The organism is Flavobacterium frigoris PS1 (genome assembly GCF_000252125.1).
Lineage (GTDB): Bacteria > Bacteroidota > Bacteroidia > Flavobacteriales > Flavobacteriaceae > Flavobacterium > Flavobacterium frigoris_A.
Genome location: NZ_AHKF01000024.1, coordinates 14,242 through 31,021, shown reverse-complemented (window position 1 = coordinate 31,021; position 16,780 = coordinate 14,242). Strand labels below are relative to the sequence as shown.

16 protein-coding genes are annotated in these 16,780 nt (G+C 34.6%); 1 reads left to right on the top strand and 15 read right to left on the bottom strand.

The genetic code is table 11. The features are described from left to right. The 4 genes from HJ01_RS15080 to HJ01_RS15070 form a co-directional block, all read right to left on the bottom strand. Window positions 1-1,683: a Na/Pi cotransporter family protein gene (locus tag HJ01_RS15080; RefSeq protein WP_007139349.1), complete on the bottom strand. Its 1,683-nt coding sequence runs from the start codon at window positions 1,681-1,683 to the stop codon at window positions 1-3. An 86-nt stretch (window positions 1,684-1,769) separates the two neighbouring features. Next, window positions 1,770-2,072, bottom strand: a complete 303-nt coding sequence (locus HJ01_RS17390; protein WP_007139348.1) for a hypothetical protein — start codon at window positions 2,070-2,072, stop codon at window positions 1,770-1,772. A 324-nt stretch (window positions 2,073-2,396) separates the two neighbouring features. Continuing rightward, the gene (locus HJ01_RS15075; protein WP_007139346.1) at window positions 2,397-2,696 is read right to left on the bottom strand and encodes an HPF/RaiA family ribosome-associated protein; all 300 of its coding nucleotides are present in this window, start codon (window positions 2,694-2,696) and stop codon (window positions 2,397-2,399) included. 304 nt (window positions 2,697-3,000) lie between these two features. Next, window positions 3,001-3,438 carry an acyl-CoA thioesterase gene (locus HJ01_RS15070; RefSeq protein WP_007139345.1) on the bottom strand — a complete coding sequence of 146 codons (438 nt, stop codon included), beginning with the start codon at window positions 3,436-3,438 and terminating at the stop codon, window positions 3,001-3,003. Between the two features lie 328 nt (window positions 3,439-3,766). Between HJ01_RS15070 and HJ01_RS15065 the strand changes: the two genes are divergently transcribed. After that, entirely contained in the window at window positions 3,767-4,486 is a 720-nt protein-coding gene (locus HJ01_RS15065) for a hypothetical protein (RefSeq protein ID WP_007139343.1), read from the top strand. 65 nt (window positions 4,487-4,551) lie between these two features. Here HJ01_RS15065 and HJ01_RS15060 read toward each other — a convergent pair whose 3' ends face one another. The 11 genes from HJ01_RS15060 to HJ01_RS15010 form a co-directional block, all read right to left on the bottom strand. Then, window positions 4,552-4,836: a hypothetical protein gene (locus tag HJ01_RS15060; protein WP_202946665.1), complete on the bottom strand. Its 285-nt coding sequence runs from the start codon at window positions 4,834-4,836 to the stop codon at window positions 4,552-4,554. 35 nt (window positions 4,837-4,871) lie between these two features. Continuing rightward, window positions 4,872-5,402 (bottom strand): CIA30 family protein, encoded by a 531-nt coding sequence (locus tag HJ01_RS15055; protein ID WP_007139341.1) that lies wholly within the window; start codon window positions 5,400-5,402, stop codon window positions 4,872-4,874. Between the two features lie 112 nt (window positions 5,403-5,514). Then, a complete protein-coding gene (locus HJ01_RS15050; protein ID WP_007139340.1) occupies window positions 5,515-6,447 on the bottom strand; it encodes an NAD-dependent epimerase/dehydratase family protein in 933 nt (310 codons plus the stop codon). A 113-nt stretch (window positions 6,448-6,560) separates the two neighbouring features. Then, window positions 6,561-7,121 carry a GNAT family N-acetyltransferase gene (locus HJ01_RS15045; RefSeq protein WP_316928996.1) on the bottom strand — a complete coding sequence of 187 codons (561 nt, stop codon included), beginning with the start codon at window positions 7,119-7,121 and terminating at the stop codon, window positions 6,561-6,563. A gap of 200 nt (window positions 7,122-7,321) precedes the next feature. After that, window positions 7,322-8,260: an alpha/beta fold hydrolase gene (locus tag HJ01_RS15040; protein WP_040474040.1), complete on the bottom strand. Its 939-nt coding sequence runs from the start codon at window positions 8,258-8,260 to the stop codon at window positions 7,322-7,324. A 151-nt stretch (window positions 8,261-8,411) separates the two neighbouring features. After that, window positions 8,412-8,681 carry a CorA family divalent cation transporter gene (locus HJ01_RS15035; RefSeq protein ID WP_157999926.1) on the bottom strand — a complete coding sequence of 90 codons (270 nt, stop codon included), beginning with the start codon at window positions 8,679-8,681 and terminating at the stop codon, window positions 8,412-8,414. Window positions 8,682-8,910: 229 nt separating this feature from the next. Next, window positions 8,911-9,411, bottom strand: coding sequence for a GreA/GreB family elongation factor (locus HJ01_RS15030; RefSeq protein WP_007139336.1), 501 nt, complete (start codon window positions 9,409-9,411; stop codon window positions 8,911-8,913). A 352-nt stretch (window positions 9,412-9,763) separates the two neighbouring features. Continuing rightward, on the bottom strand, window positions 9,764-10,621 hold the full coding sequence (locus tag HJ01_RS15025; RefSeq protein WP_040474032.1) for a bestrophin family protein: 858 nt from the start codon (window positions 10,619-10,621) through the stop codon (window positions 9,764-9,766). A 29-nt stretch (window positions 10,622-10,650) separates the two neighbouring features. Beyond that, complete coding sequence (locus HJ01_RS15020) at window positions 10,651-11,961, bottom strand: TolC family protein (protein ID WP_007139334.1); 1,311 nt, start codon at window positions 11,959-11,961, stop codon at window positions 10,651-10,653. 4 nt (window positions 11,962-11,965) lie between these two features. Further along, window positions 11,966-15,061, bottom strand: a complete 3,096-nt coding sequence (locus tag HJ01_RS15015; protein ID WP_040474031.1) for an efflux RND transporter permease subunit — start codon at window positions 15,059-15,061, stop codon at window positions 11,966-11,968. 68 nt (window positions 15,062-15,129) lie between these two features. Next, on the bottom strand, window positions 15,130-16,188 hold the full coding sequence (locus HJ01_RS15010) for an efflux RND transporter periplasmic adaptor subunit (protein WP_007139332.1): 1,059 nt from the start codon (window positions 16,186-16,188) through the stop codon (window positions 15,130-15,132). Between the last annotated feature and the right edge of the window lie 592 nt (window positions 16,189-16,780).

Below are 16,780 nucleotides of genomic sequence, written 5' to 3'. Positions count from 1 at the left end.
TTAAGTTTTATACATGGGAATTTCATTAAAACCCTCTGCTTGTTTTTCCTGCAATACGAAGTCTTTAACAGCCATCAGCATCGCCTTATTTGAGGTAAATAGTTCCCTGTTAAAATTGATTACCGTTGTGATATCGATGTCTTCGATAGGAGCATTTTGTGCTTCGCTATAAAAGTTATTTAACGCCGAAGTGTAGTTGGTCTCAATAGAATCATAAACAGCCTGGATATTTTTGAAAGATGGCGCTTTTTCTTGTGCTACAAATGCATTTAGTTGCCCATATAATATTTCAATTTCCTTTTTATGATGGATGAAAAAATTGTACTTAATTTCTTTCGAAGAATGCCGTAAGTCTGCAATATTACTTCCTATATCCTTGACACTCTTTACAGAATGCATTGAATTTCGCACTGCAGAGATCAATTGGTTAATTTCAGAATACTGTTCGGTCCTTAATTTAGGTCTTAATTCGAGATAAAAGGCTTGTAATTCGCCTTGCAACAATTTTAGGAAATCATATTTTTCTTCTTTGGTTTTAAAGTAAAATCTATTCTTTTCGTTTATGCTTTTAAAAGCCGAGTTTTCGCGAAGCTGATAGGTATCAATCTTGAATAATTCGAGGTTAAAAATCATTGAGTTATGAATAAAATAATTGGTTTCCCGTCTAAATAAATCCAAGGCAGTTACGGACTCTGCAAAGGAAGCATGGCTAATGAAAGCAGTGCTAGAACTATCGGAATTCTTGAAAAATCGTTCTAAAAAACCAGTAAAAGAATCGAGCATGGGCAAGAAAATGGAGATCGCACATAGATTAATAAAAGTAGAAAAAGCGACTAGGGCAATAAGACTGTCTTTAATATTAAGTACATCTGTTATAAGAAATAGAATGGGTTTTAATAAAAGGAAGGCAAAAATGGTGACAAATACATTAAAAAGAACATTCCCCAGTACGATGCGTTTTTTAGATGCATTTCCACCTATGGCAGCTAAAATTATTTTAATTGTGGTGCCGGTTTGAGATCCCAGGATAATAGCGGCGGCTATGGGAAGACTAATAACACCAACATGGAGTGCGCTAAGGCTGAGAGCCATGGTAACGGAACTAGATTGAACAATCAAAGTTATAATAAACCCGATGAGCAGGAAAACCATTAGCGGCATTTCGGCATATTGAGAAAAATCAAAAATTTTAACCTGAGCTTCCATTGCTGTTTTCATAAAACCAAGACCAATAAACAATAAGCCAAAGCCGAAAAGGAAAAATGCAATGTACTTCGCGGTTTTTCGGTTACTGAATAGGATAAGCAATAGGCCTCCTAAGCATACTGCTGGATAGGCAATAACTTCTATATCTACATTAAAACCAAGTGTGGCCACTAACCAGCTATCGAGCGTAGTCCCTAAATTTGCTCCCAAAACGATAGCCATGGCGTTCCTCATGGTAAAAACACCAGCCCCTACAAATGCCAAGACCATAAAAGAAACCATGGAACTGCTCTGCAGAATGCCGGTAACTATTGCTCCTCCAGCTGCGGCACCAACCTTATTTTTAGTGATTTTTTGTAGGAAGAGCTTAAAATTTCTACCGGAAAGGTTTTTTAAAGAGTCCTCTAGTAAGAATATGGCAAAAAGGAATAAACCAATGCCTGCTAAAAGTCTTAGAATATGATTAATTGTTTCCATAATTAAAGATAACAATAAAATGGCGTGTGCTAAAAAAACAGTTGTCTTTGTGAATCTGAATTTTAGATGTTATACTAGGTATATTCCTATTTATCCCAGTATGTAATTATGATGAAAAGTATAATGGCAAAAATACCTAATAAAGAGACAATAAAGAACTTGTCGGCAATTTGTTCAAGTTGCTGCTCTTTCTTAGCGTCTGGCGTTCGTATTGAAAAAAACGAGAACACAGATGAAATAGTGAGCAATAGTGCAACTATAGCGGTAAACTCATCAATATAGCTACTATTAGATTTATTACCAATGTGTAGCGAGGTAATAATGAATAAGCAAAAACCAAGCAGGTTTGCTGATGTGCTTAATATGTGTTGTGCCGTTCTATTTGCCAAATCTATTTTTTATGGGATTGCCGCATTTTTAATTAGGAATTCTCGCTGTTACTTTTAATCATGGTACACCAGTGCTTAGCAGAAAAAACGAGAATAAATGTACGAAAAAAAGCTGCAACTTTTAGGGCTGCAGCTTCTATTAATAAAGACTATAACAAACTAAAAGGAGTGACTAAGTTAAATGTGCTATTGTTTTTTTTGGCAGAATCAGATAACTAGCTAGCTCTAATTCAAGTTCAGCTGTCATAAGGATATAGATTCTGAAAATATTCTTTTTAAGAATGTAAGACAAATATAGGTTGCAGCCTAAATTTTATAAAGAGCTTAAAATGGTTTCATTTCACTTTTGCGTTTTTTCAGCTGTACCTCTAAATCTCGAATGGTTTCAGCAACGGCAATTTCGAAAGTTTGCTCATTGGAAGAGGCAAATATTTGGGGACCAGGACAACTTAAGATAACATCACAAATTTTTCCTTTACCATCGGATTTTTTTTCCTCTTTAAAAATAACATTTGCGCGAATAATCCAATTATAGTGTTTTGCTAAATTTTCCAATTTTCCGAACACTAAATTGTCTGCTGTAGCATTTGGCTCCGCTTGTACAAACTGAGTTGTAATTTCCATAGTTGCTGTTTTTAGGGTTAGTATAATTTCGATAATCGTTCGTTTTGTCGTTGTATCAAAACGATTTTATTATTAATTCCTGAGAGAACTTTTTAAATGGGGCTAACTACTCAAATTTACGTATAAAATTCAAAAAAAAACTAAGTTTTGGATATTAAACCAACTTAAAAAATAGCAGTAAAAAGAATTGAATATGTGCGTAAATAGCAATTCCTGTTAAAACCTAAAAAAGGCTGGCTATCAGTGATAGACCAGCCTTTTTTTAATGTCTGTTGTTATCTGTAAACTCCAGTAATAAAAGTGCTTAAAGTTGGATAAAATCTTCACTTTTTGGCATAGCAGCGAAAGCTGCTAATGCAATTTCAGGAACTGGATCACACAGTTTACGTAATTTAGTGTCCATCCAGGCTCCATCAACAGTAATAGTAGCATGCAGTACGTTAGCTTCATTCAGGAATTCGTGTACAATTGACCAGCGTGAACCGTCAGCTTTTAGTTTGGAGACTTTAGTGTGCATAAAGATAGCATCTGAAAGTTTGATTTCTTTTCTGAATACACATTCTTCCCTAAAGAGTATAGGTCCAAAGTGATTGATTTGCAATGCTTTCATGGTTAAGCCGAGGCTTTCCAAAATTTCGATACGGTGTTGCGCTCCAAAATCGTAATAGGCGCTATGGCGCACATGAAAATTAGGGTCAAGATCTGACCAACGAAAGGATAACTGTTTGCTGAAAGATTTCATTATGTTTTTGTTTGTTTAAATTCAGTTTTTTGCTAATTCTGTAGCTGTTCCAAATTTATAAAACTTTAAGCAGATTCCTACGTAATTGAGATACCTTAATGGTAAATAGATTCATTGGGTATAAGTACTGCCTTGATTGGGTTTTCAATACGATTTGTAAAAAAGCAGGAGACATTTTTTTTACTTTAATTTTTAAAAATTTAGTATTAAGTGGACGCTTCGAAAAAGAGAGGCAGAACTATATGGCTTTAGAAAAGAGATTTATAATTTAAAGGGAAATGAAAAGTAACTATATTTGTCTTTTAATAAGCAATAAAATTTAATAGTTATGAATAGCATCTCTAAATTGGTCCTGATTCTCCTTTTAATAATATTTGATAGTAATTCATTATCCGCACAGTCAGATGCAGAAAAAGCAAATGAGATTGTGAAAGAAATGCTTGTTGCTATGGGAGGGATAAAAAATTACGATAATACTCATTTTATCCAGTGGGAATTTGTAAAAAGAAAATTGTATTGGGATAAATGGACTGGTGATGTTCGTGTAGAAAATCCAGCTGCAAACCAAACTATTTTGGTTAACATCAATACTCTTAAAGGGAAAGTTTATGAGAACGGTGTTTTGGTTGAAGAGGAGAAAAAAGCCAATAATCTACTTATAAAAGCTAAGAATTGGTGGATTAATGATTCATATTGGTTGGTTATGCCATGGAAACTGCAAGATCCTGGGACGAGTCTTAGCTATGTGAAATCAGAACAATTAGCTGATGGAAAAACGGTGGATATTTTGCAGCTTACCTTTAATGAAGTAGGTGTAACTCCAGATAATAAATATTGGCTTTATGTAGATAAAGAAGACCATTTAATAAAACAATGGGCATACTATCAGAATTTTAATGATACAGAACCACAGTTTTTAAAACCTTGGGACCATTATCAAAAAGCAGGGTCTATATTACTTTCTTATGATAGAGTTAATCAGGAAATAGGACCTAAAAACGTAATCGTTAAATCTGAATTTGACGCATCTATTTTTACTAAATTATAATAAAAAAATGGCATTCTGATGGATGCCATTTTTTTATTAATAGTATCTTACTTCTGTTTTTCTGATTAATTTCCGCTGATTGTTGTTTCGAAAATACCAACTGCAAGTTCTGCCCAAATGAGTAGAAGTGAGAATAAAAGAATTATACAGATCGCGATGCGGTAGTTGACGTTTTTTATTTTCCTCCAAACGAGCCCACATAGTAAAGTTGTAGTCAATAGTAGAACTCCTGCGACAACAAAGTCAGAAACAGTCCAATTTACTTCAACAGTAAATTGCATCGCTATTAATGGTACTAGCAACATCATTGCAACAGTGAGCGTGATAATAGTAAGCCTTTTGTTCTGCATAACAATAATGCTATTTTAAGCCTAACATTGATTTTTTAATTTAGCTCTATTTTATCGATTATGAGCTTAAATTTTTCAGCCTTTTTATTCCCTATTAAAAAAGCGATTTCTTCAATATAATTCTTAGAAAAGTTAGGTAAGTCCATTTTTCTTCCCCTGAAAGACGGGTACATATCCTGTAAAGGGATTTCTATTTCTTGCCAATCGCCTGAAGTAGCGAAGGAACTTATGTACCAATAGTAATTACTTGAGTTGTCTTTTATTCGCAATTGATACTTCTTTCCATCTCCTTTGAGTTTTATGATGATTTTGCTGTCCTTATTTGTTTTCATTTTGTCAAATGGGTAACGAACCAAAGAGAAGCCGCCATTGTTTTCTAATGAGACTGCTCCTTCAAATACGCCATGGCCGTCAGGACTTAATTTAAAGCTACCCGATGATATTCCACCCATAACTGCATCATCTACAATTTTCCAACCTTGAATATCTGCATTTTTATTAAAATCGAAAAGGATCTGACGGTTCATTAGAGTGGTCAAAATAATGATTCCAAAAAGATAATTCATAGTATGTTTTTTAAATTAGTTTAAATGCCATTCCATATATAAAATTAGGCGAGAGGCAGTCTCGGTCAATAATTCGTATAGGATAAAATTAAGCGTAGGTGCACTTGGCAGGTTACTTTATCTTATAATCATCTATAATTATTCTAATTCCTTGCTCGTAGCTGGTTACCTTAAAGTTAGGGAAATTATCTCTGAACTTTGTGGATTCAAAGATATTATCAATAGCATAACGAGGTAGTAATTCCTGCGTTTCTTTAAGGTTCTTGTCAAAGAAGGAACCTATTTTTAAGACCCACCAACTTAATACATCATATTTTATATTTCGTCCCAATTGAGCCCCAATTTTACCAATAAATTGCTTGTAGGTTAACCTATTGTCATCACAGGGCAAGTGCCAAGTTTGCCCATAAGCTCTTGGAGTATTTCCTATTAATGCCATAGCTTTACTGGCATCAGGGGTAAATATAAGTGTTCGTAAGACGTTGTCTTTTAGGAATACTTTGGGGTTTTTACCTTTTTTTAAATTTTCGAAAATAAGGGAATTAGTGAGTCCTTTGGTTTTTCCTGGACCGTAAAATTCGGGAGCCCTACATATTACCGCTTCTATTTCTTGGCTTTCAATGGCTTTTAGCAAAAGTTCCGCGGCCATTCTTTTTCCTCTTCCTTTTTTTCCTTCGGATGTTAGAGGCGTTTCTTCTGTTTGGATTTTACTATCTTGGGCGTAGGCATAGGTATTGTCAAAATATACTAGTTTGCAGTTGTTTTGTTTACATGCTGTAATCACATTTTTCATTATGATGACCCAATCCCTAAGCCATATTTCAGAATCATAAGGTAGTCCCACTGTTAAATAGGCAATCTGGGTATTTTCAAGTGCTTTATTAACACTTTCAGCATGAAGCAAATCGGCTTTAAAAAGCAAATCATCAGCATGTGTTTTTTGTGGATTTCGTCCCACCAATCTAATTTTCTGGCTATAGTTGTTCCGCAATTCTTTGGCTAGCTCCTCGCCAATTATTCCGTTTGCTCCTAATATCGTTTGCATTTCAAATATTTGTTTAAATGATTGGCTTATTCAGCATTTATGCTAAGATAAAGATTATAAACTACAAAATATTGAAATCAATATTAAGCTAATAAAAATTGGACCCCTCATTCTTAAACCAGAATCGTGCGGTTTATGTCATGTAGATGACTCTCCTCCTGAATTAAGGTATACAATAGTATTTCCTCGGTTTCATTAGGGAGTATAATTTTTTTCTCAAATTGAAGTCCGATTTTCATTAGTAAGGCCTGTGATGCTTTATTTTTGGTAGAAGTTATTCCGCTAAGTTGAGTTAGTTTAAAATCAGTTAGAGCGATTTCTTTAAGGTGATTTACGCTTTCAAATCCGTAGCCTTTCTTTTCAAAATCTGGAAGCAAAGCAAAACCAATATCAATTCCATTTACACCTTCACGATCGTAAAGACCACAAGAACCAATCTTTTCTCCATCGGATTTTCTGATTATAGTGTAATTCCCATAACCCAATCTTTCGAATTGAGGGGTGAATTTAGTTTCAATATAGTTTTCGACTTCTTCGATAGTCTTTAATTTGCGGTCACCAATAAATTCAATCCATTTTGGACTGAGAAATAGGTTTCTAATAAATTCAGCATCGGCTAAGGTTGTGGGCTTAAGAATTAATCTTTCCGTTTCAAGTTTTTTCAATAGGTTCACTTTATTTGTTTTATCATTAGGTTGCGATATAAGAACTGCTTGAGGTCTAAATTAAGTTTTTTTTAATCTTTACTTGCTAAACAAAACCGAAAGTACAGAAAAGACGAACTAAACTGCAAATAGCGCGCAAGCAAAAGACTTTTTAGAGATCGTTATCGTTAAATTCAGTCAAGTAGTAATCGTGCCTTACTTTTATAATGTTACTGTTCAATAAAACTTAAAACTGCTCTCAAACTTTCTGTAGGGTTTTCTTCCATTGGTACATGTCCAGAATTTTTTAATATCACTAGAGTATCATTTGGTAAGTCATCATGAAAACGCTGGGCACTAGCAGTTGTAATTAGGGCGTCTTTTTCTCCCCAAAGCACCAATGTTTTTTGTTGGATACCATTGATTTTCTTTAGGTAGCCAGTGTCATAGGCTACGTTCATTCTATCAACAAATGCCTGTCTGTTTCCTGCTCGCAATGTTAGATCAAAATAACGGTCAATAAGGGATTCGGTGATTTTACTTTTGTCGGCATATACATTCTCCACACTGAACTTTACTACAAACCGAGGTGTAATAAAGGATAATATTTTATTGATTACTGGTATTTTTGCCATTTTGAAGGCAATAGGTTCACTTGTAGATTCCTTAGGGTAACCTGCAGCATCAATCAGTATCAATTTCGCGACCATTGCTGGTTTTTTGAGCGTAAAGCGCCATGCAATTTGTCCCCCTAACGAATTTCCAGCAAGGATGCAATGCTTTATTCCTCTAACAGCTAAAAAATCTTCTAAGAAATTGACATAGTGGTCTATAGAATAATTCCGATCTGGAAAAGGCCCAGTTAAGCCAAATGCTGGTAAATCCATTCTAAGCACTCTTTTATTTTTTTTCAAACTGCTTGCCCAAGTATCAAAGGTATGTAAACTCGAAGCCGTGCCATGAATCAATACAATAGGCAACGAGTCAAGAGCATCTCCTTCGTCACGGTAATGAACATTCATACCGTCAAGCGCTACAAATTGGGAAGGAATCGTAGCATATTTTGATTGCAAATCATCGATAGTTCGATCTGTGTAGCCAAACAAAATGCATATAAGAATTACTAATCCTAGTAAGCTGAATAATAAGACCTTGATTATTTTTTTCATGGAATCGTTTATCATTTTTTAATTAAAGAGGTATTAAGCTTGACACAAGCGAGCATAAAGGGTGTTCATTTCGTTTTGAAATAATATTAGAACCATTTCGTTTTTTTAAAATAAACTAATGGCACTGTAAAACTAAGTAGTAAAAACAGGATTACAAGTGGAAACCAAATGTCAATTGCAGTTCAGGCATATATTTAAAATTTATACCATATCTGCCAACGATCAATGTAGGCAATGAAATGCAGACCGTAATTATTGTCAGGATTTTAAAGATCTTATTTTGTTCTACTTCTAATCTGTTAAAGTTGTATTGTAAATAGTCGGCTATAACTGTAAGGTCATCTAATTCTTCATTTATCATGTTAGATGATATATTGTCTGGTACAAAGTCGATTTCAGCAACTGATTTATTTTTTTTCACATTATTATTTTTGTAATATATTTCAACCATCTAGGTTGCTAGTTTATAGTACTGTAAAATGTTTTTAAAAACAAAGATAGCAGAAATGAGCTCAACTTTGAGTTTGTCTCTTTGCTGCTCTTTTAAGATTTTTTTAGGAGATGGCCTTCCCGTCTGGTATTTGATGTATTTGTATGGCAAATGTATATCACACTATTAAATACGTTTTAATGCCTTATTATCAGAAGGCTTAGTGGCTAATTTCCATAATTTCAAAGACTCTCTCTGCATTTACTAATTTCAATACCGCTTTGTCTCCCAGTTTCTTGTCTGTTAATATTCTTGCTATTGGAGAAATAAATGAGATTTTTCCTTTAGAAATATCTGCTTCGTCAACTCCCACAATTTGATACCTTTGAAGCCTGGTGTCGTCTCCAATTTTAAGGGTTATAAAAGACCCAAACCGCACTTCATTTTGTGGTTGCTTACTTAGATCTATTACTACCGCTGTAAGAATTCGTTCGTTTAACAATTTTAATTTTGCGTTTATATAATTCGTCGTAATTCGTTTCTCCTTTTCGTTGGTAATGTCTATTTGCTCTTTCTCATTTATGAGTTTCTGCTTTTCGTCTAAAAGTGCATCCAGACCAAACTGTGTAACGTAATTGGTTACCGCTGCGGGTAAGTCGGCTCTGGGTGGCACAAAAGGTATTTCTTCTTGATCATCTTCGTTAACAAATCCTCTACTCATGTTTATTTGATTTTGAATATGTTCTAAATAGTTTTTCTATTTTTTTTAAAGAATTACGCACAAGGTTTATGCTTCTCTTCCGTTTGCAAATTGTGAAAACGAGTGTTTTCTGCCTAACGAAAGTACGAATAAAAAAACGAATGGCAATAAAGGCTCCAATCTTAACCTTCCGATCCCGAAGCTTCATTAGTTGTATACTATTGTTTATTTATAGATTACCCTAATCTTATAATTGCAATATATAAACTTATGGAAAAGCTGCTGAGACAAGTTTGTCAAAAACTTGTGCATCAAAGATACAGCAGCATAGTAGCGCTTACGCTGATAAAAAGAAAGGTAAAAGCGTTTTCTTTTAAAGCAATTCCTCGACATGTCTTTTGATGTTTTCGGCTATTTTTTTGGTAGGTAAATCATTGGCGTCATTGCCAAAAGGATCTTCTATTTCCTCGGCTATCAGTTCTAAACTCCCCAGAACATAAAAGATAAAAACCACAACTGGAATCACATAATAACCTAAATTGAATACATAACCAAAAGGTAATGTCATTACGTAAAAGAAGATGAATTTCTTGATAAAACCGCTGTAAGAATAGGGGATAGGGGTGTTTTTTATTCGTTCGCAAGCACCACAAATGTCTGTTAAAGACTGTATTTCATGGTTTAAAATAATCAATTGGTCTCCCGTGATTTTCTTGGAGTTATAAAGGTCATTTATCTTATGAAATAATATTTTAGCCACTTGATTTGGTCTGTGCTTGTGGTGTTCTATGATGATATCTTCAAAAAGCTGTTTACTGGTTTCTTCGTCTTTCAAATGTTTATTTAAGATAGAGGCGTAGCTTGGTATTATTTTTCTAAAAAAAGCGCGATCTGATTCCTCACTTAAAATAGCTGATAGCTTAATGGCTAAATTCCGACTGTTATTTACTAAACTGCCCCATATTTTTCGTCCTTCCCACCAGCGGTCGTAAGCGGTATTGGTTCTAAAAACAAGCAAGAGGGAAATAACAAACCCTAACATGCCGTGCATAATAGAAATGTTCTTCACATGACTATCTTGGGGTAAATCCCAATATTCAAGTTCAAGATAGGCGACCCCTGCTGAATAGGCTCCTATAAAAATCATCAGCGGGATGAGTTGTCGAAATGTGTCAGCTTTGTGAAAACGAAAAATAAAGGTAATCCAGTTCTTTGGGTTGTATGATATCATTTAGGGTAAAATATTTCTACAAATGTATTTTAAAAATTAATATTCCCCGCTAATTCTTTCAGCGCAATTTCGGATAGTTTTGCTTGAAATTGAGCATCGCTATACCGCACTTTTGCATTAACATAATTCAATTGAGCGGTTCTAAACTCTAAGGTAGTTATAGTTCCGATACGAAATTTATCTAAAGTAATATCCAAATTTTGCTTTGCAATAGCTTCATTAGTTTCTTCCAACTCAATCAATTGTAAATTGGTCAAATAGGTTTGATACGAAGTCGCTAGCAACGAATTTAAAGAAATATTCTGCTGTTCTATTGCTAATGTTGAATTCTCAATTTGAATTTTCGCAATCTTCTCATTTCTATTTTGTGCTAAACCATCAAATAAATTTAAGGAAGCTCTAAAGCCATAACTAAAACCCTTTGAATTTGATTGTGTCACAAAGCCAAGACTCGATTGTGTTTCCCCAATATTGTAGGCGGTATTGACGCTGATCACAGGATATCTGCCCGCTTTTATTTGTTTTAATTGCAATTCGGCCACCCTTTTATTTATTATTTGCGATTCTAATTGTGGGTTTTGCTTCGCTGCCAAAGCGCTTAATTCCGAAAGGTTAAGTTGCTCATCTAAAGTCAGTTCCTCTAAAACAATAAAGTCAGTTTTAGTATCACGCGCTAAGATTTGATTCAACAAAATTTTAGTGTTTTGATATAATTCCTTTTGTCTTAAAAGCGCGACTTTATCCGTGTTTAAATCAACTTGGGCATTCAAAACTTCTAATTTTGATGCTTTTCCAATTGTGAAACGATTTTGTGCCAATGCCAATCGCTGATTTGATATAACAATGGTTGTATCTAAAGCCGCTAATTGTTGTTGTTGCTGCACCAGATAAAAATAAGTGGAGTTTACATCGCTGACTTTTGTGATTATGGTTAGTTTTAATTGGGCTTCCCCTAATTTTTGTAATTCCTTTAACTGATCTAGTTTTGCAAACATCATGAAACCATCAAAAATAGTCCAGTTTAAACCAACTCCGTAGGTTAAACTATTGTTTTTGGCATTATCTAACTGGTTTGAACCACCAGATTGAAGTGTTTGCGAACTGTTTTGAATACTATTATTATCAACTACACTAGCGGTTAATGAAGGTAACATACCTGCATTTCCAATTGCAACATTAGTTTGATCTATTGTTAAATTGTTAGCGGCAATTTTAATTTCAAAATTATTTTCTAAGGCGATTTTTATCGCTTCTTCTGGAGTTAAAATCTCTTGAGCATCCATTTTTAGGATGCAAAAGAAAAATAAAACCAAACTTTTTATTATGATTTTTGATGTCATTATATTATTTACTTTCTTTTTCATATTCTTCAATGTGATCAAATTCCGGATAATGTTTTCTTGCTTTGGACCACATTAAATACATGGCTGGAATTACAAATAAAGTTAGAATTAAAGAGAAAATTGTTCCACCAACAATGACAACTCCCATCCCAATTCTACTAGTGGAGGCTTCTCCTAAAGACAAGGCAATCGGTAAAGCCCCTAATGAAATAGCTAAACTCGTCATTAAAATAGGTCGAAGTCTGGATTCAGAAGCTTCTAAAATGGCCTCTAATTTTGGCTTTCCTTGTTCTCGTAATTTATTGGCAAACTCGACTATCAAAATTCCATTCTTCGTCACTAATCCAATCAGCATTACTGTTCCGATTTGGCTGAAAATATTCCAGGTTTGGTCAAATAACCAAAGCGAAAATAAAGCTCCTGCAACTGCCATCGGTACTGTTAAAATAATGATTAACGGATCGATAAAACTTTCAAATTGTGCCGCCAGAATCAAAAATATTAATAGTATAGCTAACCCAAAAGCGAACGAAGTATTCGAACTGCTCTCCACAAAATCTCTAGATTCTCCACCTAAATCGGTCGTAAAAGTATCGTTAAGCACTTTCGCTTTGATTTCATTCATGGCATCAATCCCATCACTGATACTTTTACCAGGAGCTAGTCCAGCAGTTACAGTGGCTGACATGTATCGGTTATTATGATATAATTGGGGCGGATTGCTTTGTTCTTCAATGTTAACTACATTATCCATTTGAATTAAATTCCCAATATTATTTTTGACATACATAGAAGTTAAGTCCAAAGGTTTAGAGCGATCTTCTTGTTCAAATTGGCCAATAACTTGATATTGTTTTCCATTACGCATAAAATAACCAAAACGTTGCCCACTTAACGAAAGTTGCAGGGTTTGTGCAATATCCATAACCGATATTCCTAAACTTTTAGCTTTTTCACGATCAATACTAACATTGATTTCAGGCTTGTTAAATTTTAGATTTACGTCAGTTACTGAAAATGTGGGATTTTTGGCAGCCTCATCCATAAACTGTGGGATTTTTTCTTGCAATTGTTCGAAATTTGGAGCCTGAATGATGTATTCAATTGGCAACCCTCCACGTCTGTTTACTGCAATGGTAGGTTCTTCGATAACAGAAGTTTTAATTTCCGGGTATTTTTTTGTTAATCTGTTTAATTTCTCAGCGATTTCTTTTTGAGATTTTTCTCTTTCTCCTGTTTCCGTGAGTGCCATTCGAATCATTCCACTATTTACGGATGAGGAGCCCCAACCAGGAGATGTAATTACTAAAGCTACCTTTTTTTCTGGAATCGAATCATCTACTAATTGTGATAATTCCTGCATAAAACGATCCGTATATTCGTAAGTTGATCCTTCAGGAGTAGTCATTCTCATTACAATCGCACTACGGTCATCGTATGGTGCGGTTTCTTTTTGTAACAGATTAAAAAACACATAAATTAATCCAAAACAAGCAATAAGAATTGGGAAACTGATCCATTTTCGTTTCATGAAAGTACTCAATGCATTGGCATAACCGCTATTCAATCTTTGGTAAAAGGGTTCGGAATAAATATAAAACTTTGATTTTTTTTGTTCTCCGCCTTTCATCAAATAAGCATTCAACATAGGCGTTAAAGTCAGCGAGACAAAAGCCGAAATTAAAACTGCGGCCCCTATGACGACTCCAAATTCCCGAAATAGCCGCCCTACAAATCCTTCGAGGAAAATCACCGGTAAAAATACGGCAGCCAAAGTAATGGAAATCGAGATTACAGCAAAAAAGATTTCATTTGAACCTTTTATGGCTGCTTCAATTGGTGACATACCTTCTTCCACTTTTTTGAAAATATTTTCCGTGACGACAATTCCATCATCGACGACTAAACCTGTTGCGAGAACAATTGCTAATAAAGTCAAGACATTTATGGAGAAACCAAAAAGATACATGATAAAGAAAGTTGCGATCAGCGAAACTGGAATATCAATTAAGGGTCTCATGGCAATGGCCCAATCTCTAAAGAATAAGTAAATGATCAGTATTACTAAAATTATTGAAATCAGTAAAGTTTCGGCTACTTCAATAACTGATTTTTTTACAAAAATAGTGCTGTCTATAACAATATTCAATTTGATGTCTGCGGGTAAATCCTTTTTTAATTTATCATATTCTTTGTAGAATTCTTTGGAAATATCCAAATAGTTAGCACCAGGAAGAGGAACAATTGCCACACCTACTAGAGGCAAGCCCGATTGCGTCATCTTTGTTTCCAAATTTTCAGGCCCTAAAACTGCCGTACCGATATCGCTAAATAGTACTGTTTTTCCCCCTTCGGAACGAATGATAATGTTATTAAATTCTTCAGCTTTAGCTAGATTTCCAACTGTTTTTACCGTTAATTCGGTATTGTCTCCCGTTATTTTTCCAGAAGGTAATTCTACGTTTTGTTGGTCTAGGGCATCCCTAACTTCGGCAACGGAACATCCGTAAGAGGCTAATTTGATAGGATCAATCCACAAGCGCATGGCATATCTTTGTTGTCCCCAAATTTGAACTCCGCTGACACCAGGGATTGTTTCTAATCTTTGGGCGATAACATTTTCGGCATAGTCGCTTAATTCTAATGGGTTTCTGGAATCGCTTTGCACCGTCATCGAAATAATGGCACGACTGTCAGCATCCGCTTTAGAAACAACTGGAGGGGAATCAATATCTTCTGGTAAATTTCTTACTGCCTGAGATACTTTATCCCGAACGTCATTGGCTGCAGTTTCAAGATCTTTATCTAAATTAAATTCAACGGTGATACTGCTGCTTCCTTGGGTACTTGTAGAGGTAATATTTCGAATTCCTTCAATCGAATTGATCGCTTTTTCTATAGGCTCGGTGATTTGCGACTCAATAATATCTGCATTTGCTCCGGCATAACTGGTTCGAATTGAAATTTGAGCTGGGTCAATAGAAGGGAATTCCCTAACTCCCAGAAAACTATAACCAATTATTCCAAATAGCACGATGGAGAGGTTCATTACGATAGTAAATACGGGTCTCTTTATACTTAAAGTTGATAAACTCATTATTTTAATTTGTTTTTTACTCCCTAGAAGCAACGGGATTGAATTTTAAGAGTATATACTCTCAACTATTATTTTTTAGCGACAGTTACTTTTACTGAAGCATCATTTTTTAAGGACATTATACCACTTGTAATTACGGTGTCACCAGCTTTTAATCCAGACAAAATTAATAATGAGGCGTCAGTTCTTGTGGCGCTTTCAACCATCACTTCTTTCGCTTTTCCCATATCAGAAATGAATACTTTTTTCCCGTTTTGAACCGGAATTACCGCTTGGCTAGGGACAACGATAGCATCTTTAATAACATCTAGTGGCAACTCCACATTTGCAAAAGTTCCTGGCAAAAGTTTTCCGTCTTTATTTAGAGCAATGGCACGCACTTGCAAAGTTCGGGTAGCAATTTCGACGGTAGGTTCAATGGCATATATTTTCGCAGTATAAGTCTTAGTAGATCCCCCTACTGTAAAGCGTATCGTTGTATTGTTTGTTACTTGAGTAGCATATTTCTCTGGAATCGAAAAAGTGATTTTTAGCTTACCAATGTTCACCAAGTTAGCTACAGAAATGGTAGGTGTAATATAAGTTCCCACTGAAATGGATCGCAAACCTATTCTTCCCGAAAATGGTGCTCGTACCGCCGTTTTTGCAATTTGTGCTTTTATCAATTGGCTTTGTGCTCGTGTCGAGGCATGTTCGGCTCGAGCCACATCATATTCTTCTTGACTGATAGCTTCCTTTTGTAGTAAAAGTTTGGCTCTTCTTTCGTTTTCTGATGCTAAGCTTTCTTTGGTATTCGCTTGACTCAACTGCGCTCTTAATTCGGTATCGTTAACTTTAAAAAGTAATTGTCCTTTACCAACATTACTTCCTTCTTGAAAATTAATACTTTCTACAATTCCAGATACTTCAGAACGTATTTCTACTTGCTCATTGGCCTCAATAGATCCTGAAAGGGAAAGATTATTATCAAAAGTTTGCGGTTGAACCACAATTCCGCTTACAACCATGGCCGCCTTTTTTTGGTCTTTATCTTTAGAATTGCCGGTGGTGTTTTCTATAATCCTGTAGGTAATAAATGCACCGAAGCCAATAATTAATAAAGTGTATAGGAAGTATTTTATTTTCATAGCTATTGGGTAAAGTAGGATTAGTTCGTTATAATTTTATGTTAAAAAACAAATTTAAGATTTACTATCGGAATATAGTACACCTTAGTTTTTATTTAACGTTTGTACGTACAAGTATTTTTAGAATATAGGGCTTAAAGTTATTTTTATTACTATTGTGACGCATTAGTAGCATGTTTTCTGAATATTAAAAATAGTTTACAGGCTAAACATTGGCGAACATCATGAATAAACAACACACATATTAGACCTCAAAAATTGATAAAGGTTTAATGGGAAAGTTAAAAAAAAATTAAAAAAAATATAAATGAGCGTTTACAATAAATAAAATGATCTAAATATTCCTATTTATCAATATTTAGATCATTTATCATAATATTTCAAGGATTATTGAGATTGTTATAAGTTGAAATCCCACTAAGAACGGCATTACAACTACCATAAATCGAAATTACATAATACACAGACTTTACGCTGCTACCGAACGGATCCTTTAATGAGTCACTTCCGGAGAGCCATGTTCTAACGCATCATTTTTGTAACTGTATATTATTTTCTAAATAAAAAAATTATCACGAACGAAAATCGCACG

Excerpts from the sequence above, each read along its gene's own strand:
- HJ01_RS15060 (WP_202946665.1), bottom strand. The coding sequence starts at position 4,836 with ATGCAGAACAAAAGGCTTACTATTATCACGCTCACTGTTGCAATGATG.
- HJ01_RS15015 (WP_040474031.1), bottom strand. The coding sequence starts at position 15,061 with ATGAGTTTATCAACTTTAAGTATAAAGAGACCCGTATTTACTATCGTA.
- HJ01_RS15030 (WP_007139336.1), bottom strand. The coding sequence starts at position 9,411 with ATGAGTAGAGGATTTGTTAACGAAGATGATCAAGAAGAAATACCTTTT.
- HJ01_RS15040 (WP_040474040.1), bottom strand. The coding sequence starts at position 8,260 with ATGAAAAAAATAATCAAGGTCTTATTATTCAGCTTACTAGGATTAGTA.
- HJ01_RS15050 (WP_007139340.1), bottom strand. The coding sequence starts at position 6,447 with ATGCAAACGATATTAGGAGCAAACGGAATAATTGGCGAGGAGCTAGCC.
- HJ01_RS15075 (WP_007139346.1), bottom strand. The coding sequence starts at position 2,696 with ATGGAAATTACAACTCAGTTTGTACAAGCGGAGCCAAATGCTACAGCA.
- HJ01_RS15070 (WP_007139345.1), bottom strand. The coding sequence starts at position 3,438 with ATGAAATCTTTCAGCAAACAGTTATCCTTTCGTTGGTCAGATCTTGAC.
- HJ01_RS15065 (WP_007139343.1), top strand. The coding sequence starts at position 3,767 with ATGAATAGCATCTCTAAATTGGTCCTGATTCTCCTTTTAATAATATTT.
- HJ01_RS15080 (WP_007139349.1), bottom strand. The coding sequence starts at position 1,683 with ATGGAAACAATTAATCATATTCTAAGACTTTTAGCAGGCATTGGTTTA.
- HJ01_RS15020 (WP_007139334.1), bottom strand. The coding sequence starts at position 11,961 with ATGACATCAAAAATCATAATAAAAAGTTTGGTTTTATTTTTCTTTTGC.
- HJ01_RS15010 (WP_007139332.1), bottom strand. The coding sequence starts at position 16,188 with ATGAAAATAAAATACTTCCTATACACTTTATTAATTATTGGCTTCGGT.
- HJ01_RS15055 (WP_007139341.1), bottom strand. The coding sequence starts at position 5,402 with ATGAATTATCTTTTTGGAATCATTATTTTGACCACTCTAATGAACCGT.
- HJ01_RS15025 (WP_040474032.1), bottom strand. The coding sequence starts at position 10,621 with ATGATATCATACAACCCAAAGAACTGGATTACCTTTATTTTTCGTTTT.